Here is an 18,957-nt window from a genome sequence, read left to right as displayed (position 1 = left end):
AATCTGTGAAAATCACCAAAAATGTCAGAATCCGCCGTAACGCACCATCTCCTAATTAATTAAGAGGATTTGGTAGGGTGTGTTAGGCGGCGACAATCTGTGAAAATCACCAAAAATGTCAGAATCCGCCGTAACGCACCATGTCCTAATTAATTAAGCGGCGTTAGTAGGGTGTGTTAGGCGGCGACAATCTGTGAAAATCACCAAAAATGTCAGAATCCGCCGTAACGCACCATCTCATAACAATTAACATTGATTGGCTTTAATTCATCAAATAAAGGTGCGTTACGGCGGCAAATTCAATTAACTAAAAAAGCTTAAATTTTTGGCCGCATAACGCACCCTACCAAGGGTCAAGTTGTTAACCATTGTAAAAAAGGAAACGGATATGTCATTTCATTTGTTTGGGAATATTTTGACCGTGTATGGTACAGCAGCGAACAATCGCGGTGAGAATGAAGGCAATATTACCACTCTGCAAAAGTTACTGTGGAAAGGAGAAGTCCATACCACCGTATCCGCAGAAGCAATTCGCTGGGCATTGCGATATTTTTGGCAAAATTCAGAATATGATTTTGAGGTGAATCGGCAATGGCATGATGCGAAAAATGATTATGATTGGCAAAGTCATCATTTTGATGAGTTACTCTATATTGATGATGATGTATTAGGCTTTATGCGGGCTGAAGGGGCAAAAGTTGATGAATCGGATCCGCCAAAAAAAGGCAAAAAACCCCCGAAAGGAACCGCAACCGTAAAACGAGGAGTTTTGGAAGTGACTCGCGCTGTTTCTATGATTCCTTATACGGGAGATATTACTTTTAATTCTACGGGTGGGGCGAAGGGGTCAACGTCACTTTATGGGACAGAAGTTCATGCCACCCGCTATCAATATGGGTTTGCTATGACCCCGGAACGATTGAAAGTTAAAGAGCGAATTATTCCGACTTTAGATGGGTTGAGTTCTATTGGAGAAGTGGGGGGAAATCATGCCCGATTTTTATATGATTTTTCTCCCGATAGTATTGTGTTGCGTTGGACAAATGACTTTTCCCCGCGTTTTCTTTATTGCTTTGAAGAAGATGATGAGGGGGCGATTTATGCCCCAGATTTATTGCGGCGCATTGAAGCAGGAGATATCGAGGCAAAAGAGTTATGGGTGGGGGGCGCGATCGCTCATACTGCTACCGGATCTAAGTTAGATGAATTAGGGGTTAAATTATTTCCTGGGGTGAAAGCAGCGGTGACTGATTTGCAAGCCAGAATTACCAGAGATTTACAGTTATAAATCTCCTGTAGGGTGGGCATTGCCCACCACTTCTTAATTAATTTTACCAAGCCAAAAGCCCCTAAAATCCAGGCTTGTAGGGGCAAAGGTTCTGAAAAATGCTGTATTAGAAAATTTACCAACAATAAAAGTTATGCAATCAATTACTTTAAAAGTTGAAGTTCCGATCGCCTGTTTTCGGCAGTCACGGGCGAGAGAATATGCGGAAACTTATCCCGTGCCACCCCCAGCAACGGTGTATGGAATGCTATTATCTATGGTGGGAGAAATAGACCGCTATCAACATTGTGGTTGTGAGTTAGCGATCGCCCTCATTTCCGAACCACAAATCTCTAGAGTAATTAGAACTTTTCGCCGGGTAAAAAAGCAGGATATCCATGACCCGACTAACGCCCGTCCCGACTATCAAGAGTTATTAACAGATATTCGGTTTATGGTGTGGGTGGCGACGGGAAATGAGCCAAATAAACCCAGTTTAGCGAACCGCTTAGACCAAGCATTTATTAATCCCGCAACGGTGAATCGGTTTGGGGGATTATGTTTAGGAGAAAGCCGGGATTTAGTCAATGCCATTACTCCGGTAAAGTCAGGAGAAGTTGCCGAACCTTTGCGCTGGTTAGTGCAAAATGAAGATGGTTTATTGACTTTGCCTTATTGGGTGGATCATGTGGGTTCAAAAGGAACTCGTTGGCGGCGCTATGACATTTTAGAACCGGCTAATATTTACCAACCCCCTGATATGGCTTGGACAGCGATCGATTTTGATTAAATTTAAGTTTTACCTTAAATTAATCTTTTATTAGGGTGCGCGTTTGCCCCAGAAATATTGAGCGATCGCCTGCCAGAAACCGGGTTTCTTTAGAAAATATCTGTCATCCCACCAAAATTGTTATATAAACCCGGTTTCTTTTTCGCCGTAACGCACCATGTTTCTCCTCATTGAATAACTCTAGAATTTACCGCTGATGCCGTTAGGCGTTGTTAACCTCTAACCTATTCGGTATCTTTATGTTGCAATTACCTAATAATCTCGAATTAAGCCAATCTGATTTAACCAAATCCCACACCATTCGGGTTGCCGCTTTACACGCTTTGGCCTATTGTCCGCGTCTTTTTTATCTGGAAGAAGTGGAAGAACTCTATACCCAAGATGCGGCAGTTTTTGCCGGTCGTCGGTTGCATGAGGAATTGGAAAAAGAAGAAGAAGAAGAATGGGAAGATTTATTTCTCGAAAGTGAAGAATTAGGATTACGCGGACGAATGGATGCCTTGCGAACTCGCGACGGTCAAACTATTCCTTATGAACATAAACGAGGACGCCCTCAGCGAGATGAAAATAAACAACCCCAAGCTTGGGAGTCCGATCGCCTGCAAATTTTGGCCTATTGTTGTTTGCTAGAGTCTGCCCTGGGAATTGCCGTGTCAGAAGGGCGAATCCGATACCACGCGGAGAATGTGCTGATTCGTGTCCCCCTGGATCAAGCGGGACGAACAGCAGTCCAAGACGCAATTCAACAAGCCAAAAAGCTGCGATCGTCCACACAGCGTCCTCCCGTGTGCAGCAACGAACGCCTCTGTACTCGCTGTTCTTTGGCGCCGGTTTGTTTGCCCGAAGAAGCGCGACTAGCCCATAACCCAGAGTGGGAACCAGTGCGTTTATTCCCTGAAGACGATCGCCGCCAAGTGCTGCATATCCTGGAACCGGGAACCGCCGTGGGACGGACTGGAGAACAAATCAAAATTTCTCGTCAAGGTCAGCCGGTAGAAAAAATTCCCGCGCAACAAGTATCTCAGGTAGTGCTCCATAGTTTTTCCCAAATTTCCACCCAAGCGTTGCATTTTTGTGCCGGAGAAGATATCACAGTTCATTGGATATCCGGTGGCGGTCGGTATATGGGCAGTTTTGACAGTCGTCAGGGGTCGGTCCAACGACGCATCCGCCAATATGCCGCCCTCACATCTTCAGAAACTTGCTTAGATTTGGCTAAAAAACTGGTCAATTGTCGGGGTAAAGGACAGCGCCAATTATTGATGCGGGGCAAACGGGGACTCAAACCCGTACCGGAAAATCTGACTGAGGCAATTTCTCAGATGCAAAAAGTCCTTAAACAAGTGCCTCGGGCAGAATCTTTGGCCTCCTTATTGGGGTTAGAGGGAAACTTGGCGGCCTTGTATTTTGGCGCACTGCCCAATTTGATTTCCGCCCAAGTACCCCCAGAGATGCACTTTGCCGGACGCAACCGTCGCCCTCCCAAAGATCGGTTTAACTGTTTATTGAGTTTTGGCTATGCCTTACTGCTTAAAGATGTGATGAGTGCGATTTTAACCGTGGGGTTAGAGTCAGCGTTGGGATTTTATCATCAACCGCGTTCTCAGGCAGCACCCTTGGCTTTGGATTTGATGGAAATTTTCCGAATCCCCTTAGTGGATTTAGTGGTGCTGGGTTCGGTGAACCGGGGTCAATGGGATATTCAGGCAGATTTTGAAGTGCGCGGTTGCCAAGTTTGGTTGAGTGACTCAGGGCGCCGTAAGTTGGTGGAACTGTACGAACGTCGCAAGCAGGAAAGTTGGAAACATCCAGTGACGGGTTATTCCTTAACTTATCAGCGGTTATTGGAGTTGGAAGTCCGCTTACTGGAAAAAGAATGGTCTGGTGAGGGTGGTTTGTTTGGTCATTTAGTGTTGCGTTGAGGTGGGATGATGGCTGAAAGTAAACATTGGTATCTAATTTGTTACGATATTCGCTGTCCCAAACGTTGGCGCAAAGCATATAAGCTGATGGAGGGATATGGGGAACGGATGCAATATTCTATTTTCCGTTGTTGGCTGTCTCAGCGAGAACGGGAAAAGTTGCGCTGGGAGTTGGAGAAGATTTTGACCGCAGAGGATGATTTGCTGCTGGTTCGGCTGCCAAACCAATGCGTGCAAGGGATTCCGGCCTATAATCGAGAGGGGGCTTGGCCAGACCAACCAGAATGTTTTCGGATTTTATGATGATGCAAGCATTGCTGCTTGTGAAGGGATGACCTGGTGATTTAAAGTCGGAAATGCTCAAGGGGCAGGGATTTGAGGATTTTTTTCCTGCCCTTTGATGCTTGCAATTTTGTGATAGAGGGGAAAAGCTATGATTTGTGGGGATTTCCGGTTGGCTCGTTTGCCAGAATCGTTGAGTTTTGTGATGATTTGGCCAGTAGGATTGCTTTTTTTGGCAGGTGCTTGTAAAATTGGAAGGCAAAGCAGTTGGTTTAAGGGTTTTGGTTGATGCCTTGCTCTTACCTCTGATGCCGTAAGGCGTTGAGCACGATGGACGGAAGAGAACTTTCGGCAGTGCTGGAACTTTGCTCTTACCTCTGATGCCGTAAGGCGTTGAGCACGATTTTTTGGCTGGGAACAAGAAATTTAAAATATTTTGCTCTTACCTCTGATGCCGTAAGGCGTTGAGCACTAAATTAGTGCTGTCAAAACACGGTTTTGATACATTGCTCTTACCTCTGATGCCGTAAGGCGTTGAGCACAGATGGAACCGTTCTTGAGAATTAAAAAGCAAGCGTTGCTCTTACCTCTGATGCCGTAAGGCGTTGAGCACTCAAAAACTTCCTGCTGTGCGTTTTTGAATCTACCCTTGCTCTTACCTCTGATGCCGTAAGGCGTTGAGCACCAGAAGGAACGCCAGTAATGGCGGTGGCAGATGGTTGCTCTTACCTCTGATGCCGTAAGGCGTTGAGCACGGAAATTGCCCAAAACATCGACTGGATTGGAGTATTTTGCTCTTACCTCTGATGCCGTAAGGCGTTGAGCACGATTGACCGGCAATGGCGAATCACCAAAATTAATTTTGCTCTTACCTCTGATGCCGTAAGGCGTTGAGCACGAGATTCCTAATTATCAATCTTTAATTTTGTCATTTGCTCTTACCTCTGATGCCGTAAGGCGTTGAGCACAGTAATTTAAATTCAATGCGCCCTGATATTTGCGTCACTTGCTCTTACCTCTGATGCCGTAAGGCGTTGAGCACATACCCACACAAAATCGGCGACAGTCATTAAGCTTTTGCTCTTACCTCTGATGCCGTAAGGCGTTGAGCACTTTTCTTGACAGGGACGAACCAGACTTTGAAATAACTTTGCTCTTACCTCTGATGCCGTAAGGCGTTGAGCACGAAAACTTGACGTGCGATATTTGTGCATTTTTGTTGCTCTTACCTCTGATGCCGTAAGGCGTTGAGCACCTGCAAACCGCGACGATGGTTCGGAAATCGTTTTCTTGCTCTTACCTCTGATGCCGTAAGGCGTTGAGCACTGTACTGGGGGGTGAGCCATCCTTTCCGCACACCTTGCTCTTACCTCTGATGCCGTAAGGCGTTGAGCACGAAAAGCAGAGGGAAAGCTTGAATAAAGCTGCCCTATTGCTCTTACCTCTGATGCCGTAAGGCGTTGAGCACAGGTATTGTCACCACATATTTCGCGCTTCCCAATTGCTCTTACCTCTGATGCCGTAAGGCGTTGAGCACTGGATGGCAGACTCGCCATCTCCCCCATTTCTTTTGCTCTTACCTCTGATGCCGTAAGGCGTTGAGCACTGGGCGACTGCTAAATTGAGTAACAGTTTCAATAAATTGCTCTTACCTCTGATGCCGTAAGGCGTTGAGCACCTTCTTCTATCCAAAAAGCACAAACAATCAATCAATTGCTCTTACCTCTGATGCCGTAAGGCGTTGAGCACAATTCGATACCGATTGGCATATTATTTACCTACATTTTGCTCTTACCTCTGATGCCGTAAGGCGTTGAGCACTATTTGAATTGAGCGCTAAACCATCAGGCTTTGAATTGCTCTTACCTCTGATGCCGTAAGGCGTTGAGCACGTCTAGTTGACATTGATTCATATTTTGATGCCGTCGCTTGCTCTTACCTCTGATGCCGTAAGGCGTTGAGCACAAACTACAAAAAGAATTATTAACCCAAACAATTAAATTGCTCTTACCTCTGATGCCGTAAGGCGTTGAGCACCTAATATCCCAGTCTCAGTCGTTGCAATTGTCTTTTGCTCTTACCTCTGATGCCGTAAGGCGTTGAGCACATTGGTTGGTTTCAGGTGGAGACATTGGTCAAATTCATTGCTCTTACCTCTGATGCCGTAAGGCGTTGAGCACTAATCAAAAAAATAACGGACTGCTACTTTCCTTTAGTTGCTCTTACCTCTGATGCCGTAAGGCGTTGAGCACCTCTATGTTCACGTCTATCACTCTTACACGGCTGAGATTGCTCTTACCTCTGATGCCGTAAGGCGTTGAGCACTTATAAGTTCTGGTAGTGTTGTTAGTTGGTTGATTTTGCTCTTACCTCTGATGCCGTAAGGCGTTGAGCACTGTAGTCGCTTTTACCGCTATCCCCATTGCAGACTTGCTCTTACCTCTGATGCCGTAAGGCGTTGAGCACTGATAAAACCGCGCGAATCATTCCATATTTTATTTTGCTCTTACCTCTGATGCCGTAAGGCGTTGAGCACAATGTGCCTTAATATTATTTTCCCAGTCATGGTCTAGTTGCTCTTACCTCTGATGCCGTAAGGCGTTGAGCACGGCGCTACCTCTTTGCAGCGCTTCGTTATACTCTTTTGCTCTTACCTCTGATGCCGTAAGGCGTTGAGCACGACGGTGAAATTATTGAGGTGCGGGTTACTTGTTCTTATTTGCTCTTACCTCTGATGCCGTAAGGCGTTGAGCACTCTTTTCTTGGGCATTTTCAGCCGTCGATCGAAATTGCTCTTACCTCTGATGCCGTAAGGCGTTGAGCACTTTATTGCCTTTATGGTTTCTTCACTGTTTAGGTTTTTGCTCTTACCTCTGATGCCGTAAGGCGTTGAGCACGGGTAAACGTAGCGCCAATCCAAGGTGGAGGACACTTGTTTGCTCTTACCTCTGATGCCGTAAGGCGTTGAGCACTAATCGCTGCATAATGATCACCTTCGCAACGGTTCGCGTTGCTCTTACCTCTGATGCCGTAAGGCGTTGAGCACCTTTCGAGGAGTTAACTCGATGCAAAGACGAAGATTGCTCTTACCTCTGATGCCGTAAGGCGTTGAGCACAGTTTCATCTAAGCTTAGTCCGCGAAGTGTTTGGGTTTTGCTCTTACCTCTGATGCCGTAAGGCGTTGAGCACATTGATGATCGTCGAATCGAGACAGCAGGGCAAAGTTGCTCTTACCTCTGATGCCGTAAGGCGTTGAGCACTATTGTATGTTTCAAAAGATGATTTTTCTACTGCTTTGCTCTTACCTCTGATGCCGTAAGGCGTTGAGCACCTTGTCTTGTATTCAACACCCATACCTTTACCTCTGTTTGCTCTTACCTCTGATGCCGTAAGGCGTTGAGCACACCACCAAACCGAAACCTAGAGTTTGACTTATAGCGCAAATCTGCCGCGAGTAAACCACAAAGCATCTGTAGGGGCGAAGCATTCCGTAGGGGCGAATGGCCATTCGCCCGTACCAGGGCGAATGGCCATTCGCCCCTACAATGCTTAAAATATTAAATGTACGGGCTTTCTGGCCATAAAGCCTGACGGATTATGCTCCGCAAGGACGCCCCTACGGAATGCGCGGGTCCTACCGTGGTTCAGCAATCTGAAAACCGCTGTAAATTCGTTGCTCTTACCTCTGATACCAAATCCGGTTCTCATATACTGACTACGATCGTTACCTAAAACGCTTGTGGATTCCCGCCTTCGCGGGAATGACATCTGACCTGATAAACGGGTTTTAACAACCGGATTTGGTATGATGCCGTAAGGCGTTGAGCACAAAAAGTAGCGAAAAAAAAGGACAAGGCAACAGCCAAGTCCTTTTTTTTCATTTAACTTTCATGGTGAAATCACAGGCTAATCAGATCAGCCACCGGCTACTGCTGGGACGATGCTCACTTCATCCCCATCTTTGATGGCCGTCTTAGTGCCTTCCAAAAACCGAATATCTTCACTATTCACATAGAAATTTAAAAAGCGACGGGGTTGACCTTTTTCGTCACATAAACGCTCTTTAATACCCGGACAAGCGGCTTCCAAAGCGTCGATCAACTCAGCAATATTGCTGCCCGAGCATTCGATCGCCGCTTGGTTTTGGGTAAATTTTTGTAGAGGTGTTGGGATTAAAACTTTAACAGACATTGTTAGTAGTGGTTGACTGTTGTTGGATGGTTGACTTTTGCGTGTTGGCCATTGGCGTTGATGCTCAAAAGCCAACACTTAACCATACATTAAACCAGAACTTGCTGCCATTCTAAGCGATCGAGGGTCCGAGAACGTTCTAAGGCCCGCTCGAAACTTTCCAGTTTTGGCTCAATGGTGAGGGGTTCGCCGATGTAACCTTGGATCGCTTCCTGGGTTTTCAAGCCATTGCCGGTGATATAGACAACGGTGGTTTCGTCCGGATCGATTTTACCCGCTTCGACCAATTTCTTGAGGACGGCAACGGTGGTGCCTCCGGCAGTTTCGGTGAAGATGCCCTCGGTTTCCGCCAGGAGTTTAATCCCTTCGATGATTTCTGGATCGCTGACGGATTCAATGTTGCCGTTGGTTTGATGGGCAATGTCCAAAGCATAGACCCCATCTGCCGGGTTGCCGATCGCGATGGATTTGGCCACGGTGTTGGGTTTGACTGGGGTAATAAAATCGCGGTTTTCCCGGAAAGCTTGGGCGATCGGCGAACAGCCATCCGCTTGGGCGCCGCTGAAGCGTACCGCTTTGTCATCCACCAAACCGAGTTTAATAAATTCTTGGAAACCTTTGTAAATTTTGGTGAAGAGAGAACCAGAGGCCAAAGGTGCAACAATATGGTCGGGAAGTTGCCAGCCCAGTTGTTCGGCGACTTCATAACCCAGGGTTTTTGAACCTTCAGAGTAATAAGGACGCAAATTAATATTGACGAAACCCCAGCCGTAGCTGTTAGCCACTTCAGAACAGAGGCGGTTTACTTGGTCATAATTGCCATGAACGGCCATCAGAGTTGGGCTGTAGATGAGGGTGCCCAAAACTTTACCGGATTCTAAGTCCGAGGGAATAAATACGCAACAGTCTAATCCAGCCCGGGCTGCGATCGCGGCGGTAGAGTTAGCCAAGTTGCCGGTACTGGCGCAAGAAACCGTAGTAAAACCCAGTTCTCTGGCGCGGCTTAAAGCGACGGACACCACCCGATCTTTGAAGCTGAGGGTGGGCATATTCACCGCGTCATTTTTAATATAAAGATTTTTAATCCCCAGACGACGGGCTAAACGATTGGCTTTCAGGAGTGGGGTCATGCCAGTTCCCACATCAATCACATTATCGGTCGCCACAGGTAACAAAGGACGATAACGCCAAATGGAGTTAGGCCCCGCTTCAATGGTTGCCCGACTGACTTGCTGGCGGAGGACTTCATAGTTATAGCTGACTTCCAATGGGCCAAAACAGAATTCACACACATGAATTGCCTTTGGTTCATATTCAGCGCCACATTCTTTACACTTGAGGGCGTCAAAGGTGGCACCCAAAGCGGCGCCGCTGCTCAAGGTTTCTGGTCTATGGTTGTGTGTTACGGTGGCCTGAATCATTGGACTATCCTCGCTTCAATATCTGGTAAATATCGGCATATTATCGGTTGGGGGCGAAGCATTCGCGTCAGAGGTGACAGGTTCTCAGCAACGCTTGCCTGCGCGAATGCTGTCGCCCCTACTGCTTTTGGTATTTTTTCCCCTTATCTGAGAAACCACCGTAACACATGGGAAAAAGGTCGTCAATAATACCCGACAAAAAAAGTCGGGATTAGTCGGGATGGTTGATTTGATACCAAATCCGGTTCTCCTGTAGGGGCGATTCACCAATCGCCCCTACGATTTCCTACGGGACGCTATGTGCGTTGGGTAAACCCAAAAACGCTTGTGGATTCCCGCATTCGCGGGAATGACATCTAGCTTTATAATTGGTTTTTAAGAACCGGATTTGATTTGACAAGATTTGAGAAATCTTTGGGCAATTTCTGGGCGATGTCCCCAATGTAAGTGAATATATGAAGCATGAAGGTTTTGATTTACGGCGCAACCTTCATGGCTGGATTCGGTATCTTGTTGACTCAACCGCCAAGTTTTAAATAAGGGGGCAACAGGTTCAGAAACCAGCCGGGAACGATGAAATTCATGGCCAAAAATTACCTCACCCGCTGCTAAAAGAGGGGTATTTTTTTGGGCGATCGCTCGTCGATACCCTAGAGTTAAGTGGCGATCCATCATAGTGCTACTGGGTAAGATGCCCACCATTGGCCAAGATTTTCCTTGAAAATCAGTGATGGATTTCGATAAATACATTAAACCGCCACATTCCGCGATGGTGGGCATTCCTGATTGGATAGCTTGAAAGATTGCCTCACGAAATGTGACATTTTCGCTGAGTTGTTGGGCGAACATTTCGGGAAAGCCACCACCAAAATAAAGTCCTTGTAATCCCGGAGGTAATTGACTATTTTCTAGGGGACTAAATGGGATTAATTCTGCCCCTAATGATGCCAAAATATCTAAGTTATCTTGATAGTAAAAACTGAAAGTAGCATCACGGGCAATGCCAATTTTTACTGGCAACTTTTCCAGTTTTTTGTGAATTAAATTTATCTGATTTTTCTGAGGCTGATTGGGATAATCTGGAGTAGTTTTAAGTAATGGCAGTAAGTTTTCCCAGTCAAAACTCTGGGCGGCAATTTCGGCTAATTTATCGATGATTTGATCTAGTTCGGGCAGTTCCGCAGTGGGAACTAAACCGAGATGTCTATCTGGGATGGTAATGTGGTCTTGACGCCGGAAAACTCCTAGAATTGGCAAGTTTAGCAGCGCGATCGCTTCTTTGAGGAGTTCTAAATGGCGATCGCTACCCACCCGGTTGAGGACTAACCCAGCAAACTTAATTCTCGGATCCCAGGAACGATAACCGTGGGCGATCGCTGCCACAGAACCGGACAAGCGACTACAATCAATCACGAATAACACCGGCAAATCCAATAAGCGGGCGATATGCGCGGTACTAGCAAAATCCTGGGGTCTGTCTTCGGGAGAAACTTCGGGAGAAAAGAGAAGAGAGGAAAGAGAAGAGAGAATTTTCCTCTTTCCTCTTTTCTCGAACCTCTTTTCTCCAATTGAATCCTGATTTGGAAATACTACATTTCCCGGCACCCCATCAAACAATCCCATCACCCCTTCGACCAGGGCAAATTCTACTCCCTGGATATGGTGAGCAAAGCATTGCCGAACATAGTCCTCAGAAGTCAGCACCGGATCTAAATTGCGGCAAGGGCGACCTGTCACATAGTGATGAAACATCGGGTCAATATAATCAGGCCCGACTTTAAACGATTGCACCGTAATTTCTGGGTGCGGTAATTGGTGCGGTAATTGGTGCTTTAAATGGTGCTTTAAATGGCGCTTTAAATACGCTAATAGTGCTAGGGTGATGGTGGTTTTGCCCACGCCGCTGCGTTCTCCGGCAATGACTAAACTCATATTTTTTGGTGAATCCTTGTAGGCATCGTTGATTTTAAGCTGATCTTAAAATATATTAGACTTCTTGCGTTCCCAAGCCCCGAAAGCCCCGAAAGCCCCGAAAGCCCCGAAAGCCCCGAAAGCCCCCTTTGGAAAGCGGGGTTGGGGGGATCGATATCGGTATGAAAGCATTCTTGTCCATTTTACATATTTTGTCTGTGGTTAACCAATCTAAAAAAATGTGTATTTAAACACAAATAAATCAAAAAAATAATTTTTTTTTGAAAAAAATTATTTTTTTGACATATTTTTAATTATGATTTAATATTAAAAATATTACTTAATTTATTATTAAAAATAAAGGGTAATTGTTAAAAGCAATACCCTGGAATATTTATGCGGAATTTTCAGGAATCGAGCCGCGTTTTCGGCCAAGTAAATGAGCGATTAACCGTTGATTAAGCCCGATCGCCTTTTTGGGGGGCTTTGAGGGGTGGGACCGAAAGAGCAGTCAAGCGATCGCCACAAGGATCAAAGAGTAGCCTTAGCTTGTACTATTGGGGTGAAGGCTTCAACAATAGTAATCTGATTGATATGAGTACAGCAGCGGAATCACAGGAAATTAAGTTTGGTACGGATGGATGGCGAGGACTGATCGCCAAAGATTTTACTTTTGCCAATGTACGCAAGGTGACACGGGCGATCGCCAGTTATCTAGAAACTGCTTACAGCAAAGACAGACCTGTTTTAGTCGCCTACGATCCCCGCTTCTTAGCTGATGAGTTTGCCAACACTGCCGCTGAGATTTTGGCCGATTTGGGCTGGACGGTAAAAATCGTAGACCGGGATTGTCCGACGCCGGTAATTGCTTACAATGCTTTACATTTGAAGTCCGCTGGGGCTTTGATGTTTACCGCTTCTCACAACCCGGCCCCCTATTGCGGCATTAAATATATCCCAGATTACGCAGGCCCTGCGACTCCAGAAATTACTGATACCATTGTGGCCAATATTCCCGGTGCTTCTGATGCACCCCCAGCCACCAAGAAAACTGAGCAAATTTCCACTTTTGACCCCAAACCCGAATATCTGAAGTTTCTCTATAGCCAAATTGATCTGGATCGACTGCGGAGTGCGAAACTTAAGGTTAAGTATGATGCCCTGTACTCAACTTCACGGGGTTATTTAGATGAAGTTTTAGCTTACTGCGGTTGTGAAACCGAAAGTTTCCACACTTGGCGGGATGTGTTGTTTGGTGGCGGGATGCCCGAACCCAAGCCAGAACAACTGCAAGAGTTGGTGGAGTCTGTCACCAGCGGTGGGGCGGATTTAGGTCTAGCCACTGACGGGGATAGCGATCGCTTTGGCATTGTGGACGAAAAAGGCAATGTCCTCACTCCCAACACGATTTTATTGTTGTTAGCCCGTCACTTGGTTAAAAACAAGGGCAAACGTGGGGCAATTGTCCGAACTGTAGCCACGACCCACTTATTAGATAACCTGGCGGCTAAGTACGGTTTAGAACTGTATGAAACCGCTGTGGGCTTTAAGTATGTGGGCGAAAAAATGCGGGAAACCGATGTGCTGATTGGCGGTGAAGAGTCCGGGGGCTTAAGTGTTCTGGGACATATTCCCGAAAAGGATGGGATTTTGGCCGATATGCTGGTGGCAGAGGCGATCGCTTATGAAGGGAAACCCCTTAGCCAATTGGTTGAAGAAGCGATTAAAGAAGCCGATGGCCCCTTGTACAATAACCGCCTTGATATGCATTTAACCGAAGCCCACAAAGCAGCGGTTTTAGATGCTTATCTGAACAATCCTCCGTCAGAAATAGCCGGAATTCATGTTAAAGAAGTGGGACGGAAAGACGGGATTAAGCTGTATATGGCTGATGGTGGCTGGATTTTGCTGCGTCCTTCTGGGACAGAACCCCTGATTCGGGTTTATATTGAAACTAATTCAGCGGAAAAATTAGCTTCTATCGAAGCCGAAATGCAATCGGGCATCGATAAGCTGGCTTAACCGAGGGCGATCGCGGGTGTGAGAAACCGGGTTTCTCTAAGAAACCCGGTAACTTCGACGAAACTGGGTTGGCGATCTGATGTAATAACCTTTTGAGCAATAATGAAACCAATTCCTGCCATATTAATTTGCGTAATTTTAGCGGTTTGGGTGGGAGCGATCGCGATTTTGTCAGTACAAAATGCGACCCCAGTCCAGTTATCTTTTTTAGGTTTACAGTCAATTCAAATGCCGGTGGGTGTGGTGCTGGCGTTTTCTGTGGCAATTGGCACCATTGCTGGGGCGATCGCGCCTTTAATCTGGAATAATAAATAACCGACAAATCTCATCCTCATCTAAATAAAATCAGGGTGAAAGCAAAAGATTCGTTGTCAAGAGTCAGCGCTTAGGGGATAATCGATTATCCCCTGGTCAGGGTTAAAAATTTTTTTCTGGCACTATGAAAAAACCAAAATTAGCACGGGTATTTTGGTTGACTGTATTTGCACCCGCATTCGGCAATATTGCAAACTTCGGCAATGTGGGCATCCTCAGTCTACTCAGCCTACTCAGTTCAACGGTTAGCCTGAATCAAGTACATTCTGTGGCGATCGCCGCCGAGGGCAGACAGTGGGAATACGACCCCTATACCAATCAATTACAAATTACCAGCAAGGAAAAGCCAGAATATTTTATCCTTGCAGATCCGCCGCGAATCGTCATCGATGTTCCCCGTAGCAACTTTGGCAGAAATCCTACTCAAGAAAGTTACCCCGGTTTAGTGCAAAGCATTAGAATTAGTGAGTTTAAACCCGGAGAAACGCGAATTGTCATGGATCTCGATCCCGCCATTTCGATTCATCCAGGACAAATCACTCTGGAACCCCTGGGTCAAGGAAATCGCTGGGTTTTACGTCCACAAATTGCCTTGTCACAAGCCTTACCCAGAGTGGAGAGTCGGGGGACATTGCCCCAACTGCCACCGCAGGCCAATATTAGGCATCAATCCCCCATACTAGGCAACCAACTGGGCAACCAACTGGGCAACCAGCCAGAAAGCAGCCCGGAAAGTATCATTATGCCGCCATTGCCGGTGACTACAGGACCCCTAACGCCACTAAATCCTGTACCGATTAATTCCGAGGTGGGCTTACCGACGCAACCACTCACACCAGGTAATTCTCAGGGCGATCGCCCTGTTACGGTCAACGTTCCTGGCTTGGATGGGATGCCCTCTGGCGGTATTTCGGTCAGTGAAACCAAGGGAACAACGGAGACAACAGAAATATTTGTCCCACCACCGCCACCCCCTGACTGGCAAAGCGACTGTAGCAACGCGGAATGTCCTGTCCCTACCGAAACCTCCTCGATCCCTATCCCTGTATCACCGTCAAAAACTCCTGCGGTGACGGACTCCAGTGTGATGACCCGTGAAGAGATGGAATTAATGGAGTCTTTGCCGCCCTATTCTGAATGGCAGCAAGTCCCTCTGACCGAAAGCCCATCGGTCAGCGTTGAAGCCTCTGCATCCGTCACTCCTTCCATTGACTCGACGGTGGCAGAAACACCAGTAATTCTCCCTGTCCCGGCTACACCGGAATGGCAAGCGATCGCCCCGAATGAATCTTTATCATTAGAGTCAAGCAACCCGGTTTCTGCGACTAATGAGTCTTTATCTTTGATGGCTTATTCATCCCCATCAGATGAGGTGATTACTTTCGGCGAATCTTTGCCAAGGCGATCGAATGCAGAACCTCCCGTAAATTCTGTAAATTCTGTAGATTCTGTGACGGCGATTAATGTACCCAATCTGCCAAATAATCAGAACGATCTGAATAATGTCAACCCCACGGAGGTGCAAATTCCTGTCACCGATCCGAATGTATTAGTAGCCGCTGGGACGATGATTATTTTAAGTTATCCCGGTTCAGAAGGATTTACCGTTAAAAGCGGTTCCTCTCGACGGGAAGTTTTGGTGGTAAATGTGGAAGTTTATGACCGCAATGGCAATGCGATCGCCCCAGTAGGAACACCGGCAATCGGTACTTTTAAAAGCGATCGCTCTGGTATTCGTTTTGTACTGGAATCAATCGTGATTAATGGTAAAATGGTAAGCATCAAAGCCGAATCAAACCCGATCGCCGGAGATATGGCAATTTCCCGAAATGGGCTGCTGAGTTGGTCTACCCTGGGGGCGATCGGTGGTGCAGCCATTGGCGGTTTAGCTGGGGGTCCATTATTAGGCGGCGCAGCAGCGGGAATTGCGGCCAATTTACTATCGTCACCCAAAGAAATTGCGATCGCGCCCGGTCAAGTTTTGCCCGTGCGTTTGACCGAACATTGGCGTGCCAATTAATCATATATAGCAATCCTAAATCAAGAGTTAAGGTAAGCATTCAGCCAATTTTTAGGCAAAGGGACAAATGTTATGATAACTCTAACGAATTTAAAACAACTCCATGAAATCGATGATTCTCAATGGCTAGAGGAAACCGTTAAATTATTGAAAAACCAGATTGAAAAACCAGCAATTCCCAGAAGAGAAACTTCGTAGGGTGGGCAAGATTTTGCCCACCCTACACATAGCGTAGAATATTGTACAAGGGAAGCATTCCGGCAGATAAATTATCTGCGGTCAAGATCACGCCCCTACAGGTATATTCCAGGTATATTCGATGTATTCGTCGATATACAATTAGGCTTTTAAGTCTTACCAAAATTAGCGGAGTCGCGATCGCAGCGAACTGTTAAGATCGGAATTTATAGCAAAACCTCCCCTACCCTGATTCGCCAATATGTGTTAATTATGGTAAACCACCACAAGGGGGTGTGGAACTCGATGACGGTAGATCATAAAGAGTGTTCACCAGTGAGTGCATAGAATCATCCATCTGCGCCCTCGCACATTGTGCCGCTGGACAAATATTTCGCGCATATTCAAGAGAATAAGCCTGACTGCCACGACATTGAGCATTTTCAGGTATAATGATGTAGTCCCCTTGACCTGGACATGGCGCCCAGAATCCTGATGAATAGAAGCAAAGAACTTGTCCAGTATCAGGATTCCTGTAAGTTTTGGTACTCGCGACTTGACCCCAGGGACTACCCCCATACTGTGCTACAATGTCAAAATTCTCTAATTGTGGATTAATACTTGTATGATTGGCTTCGATCGCACTGGTTTCCGGTAGATTGGCATTAGCGTTTTGATCTCCTTTGAGAACAGCCCCACTCACGGCCAAAACAGTACCAAGCAATAAGATCACTGCTTTTCTGTTCATTGATTTACCTCCGATATTTACACATTGCCTTTAACTTTTGTCGATTGGCAAAAACATAAATCTCTCAACTGACTAAAGCCGAAAGGAAGTGATGGTAAGAACTAATATTGATATTATTTCCCAGGGGGAAATTTTTGTCAGTCGGATATTGTCGGTAATTTAATGTTGGATATTGTCGGATATTGTTGGATATTGTCGGATATTGTCGGATATTGTCGGATATTGCTGGTAATTTAATGTCGGAAATTGTCGGATATTGTCGGATATTGCCGGATATTGTCGGATATAGTCGGATTTTTTGACCCCCATCAAGATTATGCATATATGGATATTCAAGAGGTTTTAAAAATAGCCGATCGCTTGGTTTTTCATCATACGGGAAAACACTTAGATAATCTGCAAAAAACTATTCTGCAAGGGGTTTGGCAAGGGAAAAAATATACTGATATTGCGGAAAACATGGCTTATACTGAAGGTTATGTGAGAGATACCGCTTCAGATTTATGGAAAATATTATCAGAGTTGGCTGGGGAAGAAATTAATAAATCTAATTTATGTTCCGCTTTAGAGAGATGGCAATTTTCGGTTTCTTCCACAATTTCTAATTCTCATAAATCCAATAAAGTCATTAATAAAATTAATAATAACTTAAGTTTATGTGGCGATCGCACCTCATCTCCCCTGGGTGAACAATCAGAGAATAGTAAAAATTCAGACAATGGACAGAAATCAGGGAACAATCAATCAGAAAATCCTCTCAAAAATTTACCGATTCAAGATATAAGAGAAGCCCCAGTTAGAGGCAAAATATGGGGTAGAGTTAATGAAATATCAACCCTAGAGAATTGGCTATTGTCAGAAAACAGTCGATTAGTGGGAATATTAGGAATCAGCGGTATCGGTAAAACCACATTATCCCGTCATCTGCTGGGAAAAATCCAAAATAACTTTGATTATATTATTTGGAAAAATCTGCATCATGCTCCCAGCTTATCAACAATGCTGAGACAATTAATTTTATCTTTAGCCAATGCCTCCGATCTAACTTTGCAATTACCGGAAACCCCAGAGAAAAATTTCCTATTAGATTTAGAGATAGAAGAATTATTTTCAATCCTTTGTGAATATTTGCGCGAGTATCGCTGTTTAATTATCTTAGATCATGTGCAGTCCATCTTGGCAGAAAATAAGTTGGCGGGTAATTATCGCAGTCATTTAACTAACTATAGTAATTTTTTTAAAAATATCGGGGAAATTGCTCACCAAAGTTGTTTAATCTTCAACAGTTGGGAATCCCCCTTAGAAATTATTGATTTAACAGGGGTCAATACACCCGTTAAAATATTATTATTAAATGGAATTGGGGAAACAGCCAGAGAAATTTTTCAAGAACACAATTTATTAGATGAGGAAAACTGGCCAGAATTAATTAATGCCTATGGCGGTAATCCTTACTGGTTAAAAACCGTGGCGCGAATGATTCAGGAATTATTTAATGGCCAAGTCAAAGATTATTTAAAATATAATGCCCTGTTTCTGGGTGATGAAATGATGGCTCAATTAAATCAGCATTTTCAACGATTATCCCCATTAGAAACACAGGTAATCTCTCAATTCAGCCAAATCAATACCCCGGTAACGATTGCCGAACTGTTACAAAATTTAACCCTGTCACCCACTGAGTTGTTGCAGGGGATTCAATCGTTGATCAGACGTTCATTAATTGAAAAGATTACCCAAGATAAATTAACATTATTTACCGTATCACCTGTGATTAAGGAATATCTAAAAAATATCCATAAAAATATCTAAATAAAAACCATACAAATTTTTATAAGTTTACGGGCAGAAATAACCACAGACCCCATGACAAAAAAAACTGTCATTCCCG

At 45.2% G+C, this 18,957-nt stretch carries 15 protein-coding genes and 1 CRISPR repeat array; of the genes, 10 read left to right on the top strand and 5 right to left on the bottom strand.

From position 1 onward, the window contains the following. The first annotated feature begins 388 nt into the window (after nt 1–388). The 5 genes from cas7i (at nt 389) to ABWT76_RS11065 (ending at nt 7,814) form a co-directional block, all read left to right on the top strand. Nucleotides 389–1,288, top strand: a complete 900-nt coding sequence (gene cas7i / locus ABWT76_RS11085) for a type I-B CRISPR-associated protein Cas7/Cst2/DevR (RefSeq protein ID WP_354636101.1) — start codon at nt 389–391, stop codon at nt 1,286–1,288. Nucleotides 1,289–1,421: 133 nt separating this feature from the next. Then, nucleotides 1,422–2,057, top strand: a complete 636-nt coding sequence (gene cas5, locus ABWT76_RS11080; protein ID WP_190878335.1) for a type I-MYXAN CRISPR-associated protein Cas5/Cmx5/DevS — start codon at nt 1,422–1,424, stop codon at nt 2,055–2,057. 239 nt (nt 2,058–2,296) lie between these two features. Next, nucleotides 2,297–3,979, top strand: coding sequence for a type I-MYXAN CRISPR-associated endonuclease Cas4/Cas1 (locus tag ABWT76_RS11075; RefSeq protein WP_354636100.1), 1,683 nt, complete (start codon nt 2,297–2,299; stop codon nt 3,977–3,979). 9 nt (nt 3,980–3,988) lie between these two features. Then, complete coding sequence (gene cas2, locus ABWT76_RS11070) at nt 3,989–4,282, top strand: CRISPR-associated endonuclease Cas2 (protein ID WP_054464715.1); 294 nt, start codon at nt 3,989–3,991, stop codon at nt 4,280–4,282. Between the two features lie 272 nt (nt 4,283–4,554). Further along, a CRISPR array of direct repeats spans nt 4,555–7,665; the repeat unit is 36 nt; unit sequence TTGCTCTTACCTCTGATGCCGTAAGGCGTTGAGCAC. Between the two features lie 23 nt (nt 7,666–7,688). After that, the gene (locus ABWT76_RS11065; RefSeq protein WP_354636099.1) at nt 7,689–7,814 is read left to right on the top strand and encodes a hypothetical protein; all 126 of its coding nucleotides are present in this window, start codon (nt 7,689–7,691) and stop codon (nt 7,812–7,814) included. Nucleotides 7,815–8,176: 362 nt separating this feature from the next. On the opposite strand, the gene ABWT76_RS11060 is transcribed toward ABWT76_RS11065, so the two are convergent. The 3 genes from ABWT76_RS11060 to ABWT76_RS11050 form a co-directional block, all read right to left on the bottom strand. Continuing rightward, on the bottom strand, nt 8,177–8,452 hold the full coding sequence (locus ABWT76_RS11060) for a MoaD/ThiS family protein (RefSeq protein WP_354636098.1): 276 nt from the start codon (nt 8,450–8,452) through the stop codon (nt 8,177–8,179). Between the two features lie 89 nt (nt 8,453–8,541). Next, nucleotides 8,542–9,873, bottom strand: a complete 1,332-nt coding sequence (gene thrC / locus ABWT76_RS11055) for a threonine synthase (RefSeq protein WP_054464647.1) — start codon at nt 9,871–9,873, stop codon at nt 8,542–8,544. Nucleotides 9,874–10,248: 375 nt separating this feature from the next. Further along, the gene (locus ABWT76_RS11050; protein ID WP_354636097.1) at nt 10,249–11,805 is read right to left on the bottom strand and encodes a cobyrinate a,c-diamide synthase; all 1,557 of its coding nucleotides are present in this window, start codon (nt 11,803–11,805) and stop codon (nt 10,249–10,251) included. Nucleotides 11,806–12,378: 573 nt separating this feature from the next. On the opposite strand from ABWT76_RS11050, the gene ABWT76_RS11045 reads away from it, so the two are divergent. The 4 genes from ABWT76_RS11045 to ABWT76_RS11030 all read left to right on the top strand — a co-directional run bounded on the left by ABWT76_RS11045 (nt 12,379) and on the right by ABWT76_RS11030 (nt 16,339). Further along, entirely contained in the window at nt 12,379–13,806 is a 1,428-nt protein-coding gene (locus ABWT76_RS11045; protein ID WP_054464645.1) for a phosphoglucomutase/phosphomannomutase family protein, read from the top strand. 102 nt (nt 13,807–13,908) lie between these two features. Further along, on the top strand, nt 13,909–14,121 hold the full coding sequence (locus tag ABWT76_RS11040; protein ID WP_054464644.1) for a lipopolysaccharide assembly protein LapA domain-containing protein: 213 nt from the start codon (nt 13,909–13,911) through the stop codon (nt 14,119–14,121). 124 nt (nt 14,122–14,245) lie between these two features. Next, entirely contained in the window at nt 14,246–16,141 is a 1,896-nt protein-coding gene (locus ABWT76_RS11035) for an AMIN domain-containing protein (protein ID WP_354636096.1), read from the top strand. A 72-nt stretch (nt 16,142–16,213) separates the two neighbouring features. Continuing rightward, on the top strand, nt 16,214–16,339 hold the full coding sequence (locus ABWT76_RS11030; RefSeq protein WP_354636095.1) for a hypothetical protein: 126 nt from the start codon (nt 16,214–16,216) through the stop codon (nt 16,337–16,339). A 250-nt stretch (nt 16,340–16,589) separates the two neighbouring features. Here the strand turns inward: ABWT76_RS11030 and ABWT76_RS11025 are convergent, their stop codons facing one another. Further along, nucleotides 16,590–17,066, bottom strand: a complete 477-nt coding sequence (locus ABWT76_RS11025; RefSeq protein ID WP_354636094.1) for a hypothetical protein — start codon at nt 17,064–17,066, stop codon at nt 16,590–16,592. Nucleotides 17,067–17,130: 64 nt separating this feature from the next. Further along, a complete protein-coding gene (locus ABWT76_RS11020) occupies nt 17,131–17,388 on the bottom strand; it encodes a hypothetical protein (RefSeq protein WP_190878325.1) in 258 nt (85 codons plus the stop codon). 2 nt (nt 17,389–17,390) lie between these two features. Between ABWT76_RS11020 and ABWT76_RS11015 the strand changes: the two genes are divergently transcribed. After that, a complete protein-coding gene (locus tag ABWT76_RS11015; protein WP_354636093.1) occupies nt 17,391–18,878 on the top strand; it encodes an NB-ARC domain-containing protein in 1,488 nt (495 codons plus the stop codon). Nucleotides 18,879–18,957: the final 79 nt, after the last annotated feature.

Source organism: Planktothricoides raciborskii GIHE-MW2, assembly GCF_040564635.1.
Taxonomy (GTDB): Bacteria; Cyanobacteriota; Cyanobacteriia; order Cyanobacteriales; family Laspinemataceae; genus Planktothricoides; species Planktothricoides raciborskii.
This window is presented reverse-complemented; position numbering and strand designations above follow the sequence as displayed.

Coding starts and splice junctions, on each gene's coding strand:
- cas7i (WP_354636101.1), top strand. CDS start 389: ATGTCATTTCATTTGTTTGGGAATATTTTGACCGTGTATGGTACAGCA.
- cas5 (WP_190878335.1), top strand. CDS start 1,422: ATGCAATCAATTACTTTAAAAGTTGAAGTTCCGATCGCCTGTTTTCGG.
- ABWT76_RS11075 (WP_354636100.1), top strand. CDS start 2,297: ATGTTGCAATTACCTAATAATCTCGAATTAAGCCAATCTGATTTAACC.
- cas2 (WP_054464715.1), top strand. CDS start 3,989: ATGGCTGAAAGTAAACATTGGTATCTAATTTGTTACGATATTCGCTGT.
- ABWT76_RS11060 (WP_354636098.1), bottom strand. CDS start 8,452: ATGTCTGTTAAAGTTTTAATCCCAACACCTCTACAAAAATTTACCCAA.
- thrC (WP_054464647.1), bottom strand. CDS start 9,873: ATGATTCAGGCCACCGTAACACACAACCATAGACCAGAAACCTTGAGC.
- ABWT76_RS11050 (WP_354636097.1), bottom strand. CDS start 11,805: ATGAGTTTAGTCATTGCCGGAGAACGCAGCGGCGTGGGCAAAACCACC.
- ABWT76_RS11045 (WP_054464645.1), top strand. CDS start 12,379: ATGAGTACAGCAGCGGAATCACAGGAAATTAAGTTTGGTACGGATGGA.
- ABWT76_RS11040 (WP_054464644.1), top strand. CDS start 13,909: ATGAAACCAATTCCTGCCATATTAATTTGCGTAATTTTAGCGGTTTGG.
- ABWT76_RS11035 (WP_354636096.1), top strand. CDS start 14,246: ATGAAAAAACCAAAATTAGCACGGGTATTTTGGTTGACTGTATTTGCA.
- ABWT76_RS11030 (WP_354636095.1), top strand. CDS start 16,214: ATGATAACTCTAACGAATTTAAAACAACTCCATGAAATCGATGATTCT.
- ABWT76_RS11025 (WP_354636094.1), bottom strand. CDS start 17,066: ATGAACAGAAAAGCAGTGATCTTATTGCTTGGTACTGTTTTGGCCGTG.
- ABWT76_RS11020 (WP_190878325.1), bottom strand. CDS start 17,388: ATGCATAATCTTGATGGGGGTCAAAAAATCCGACTATATCCGACAATA.
- ABWT76_RS11015 (WP_354636093.1), top strand. CDS start 17,391: ATGGATATTCAAGAGGTTTTAAAAATAGCCGATCGCTTGGTTTTTCAT.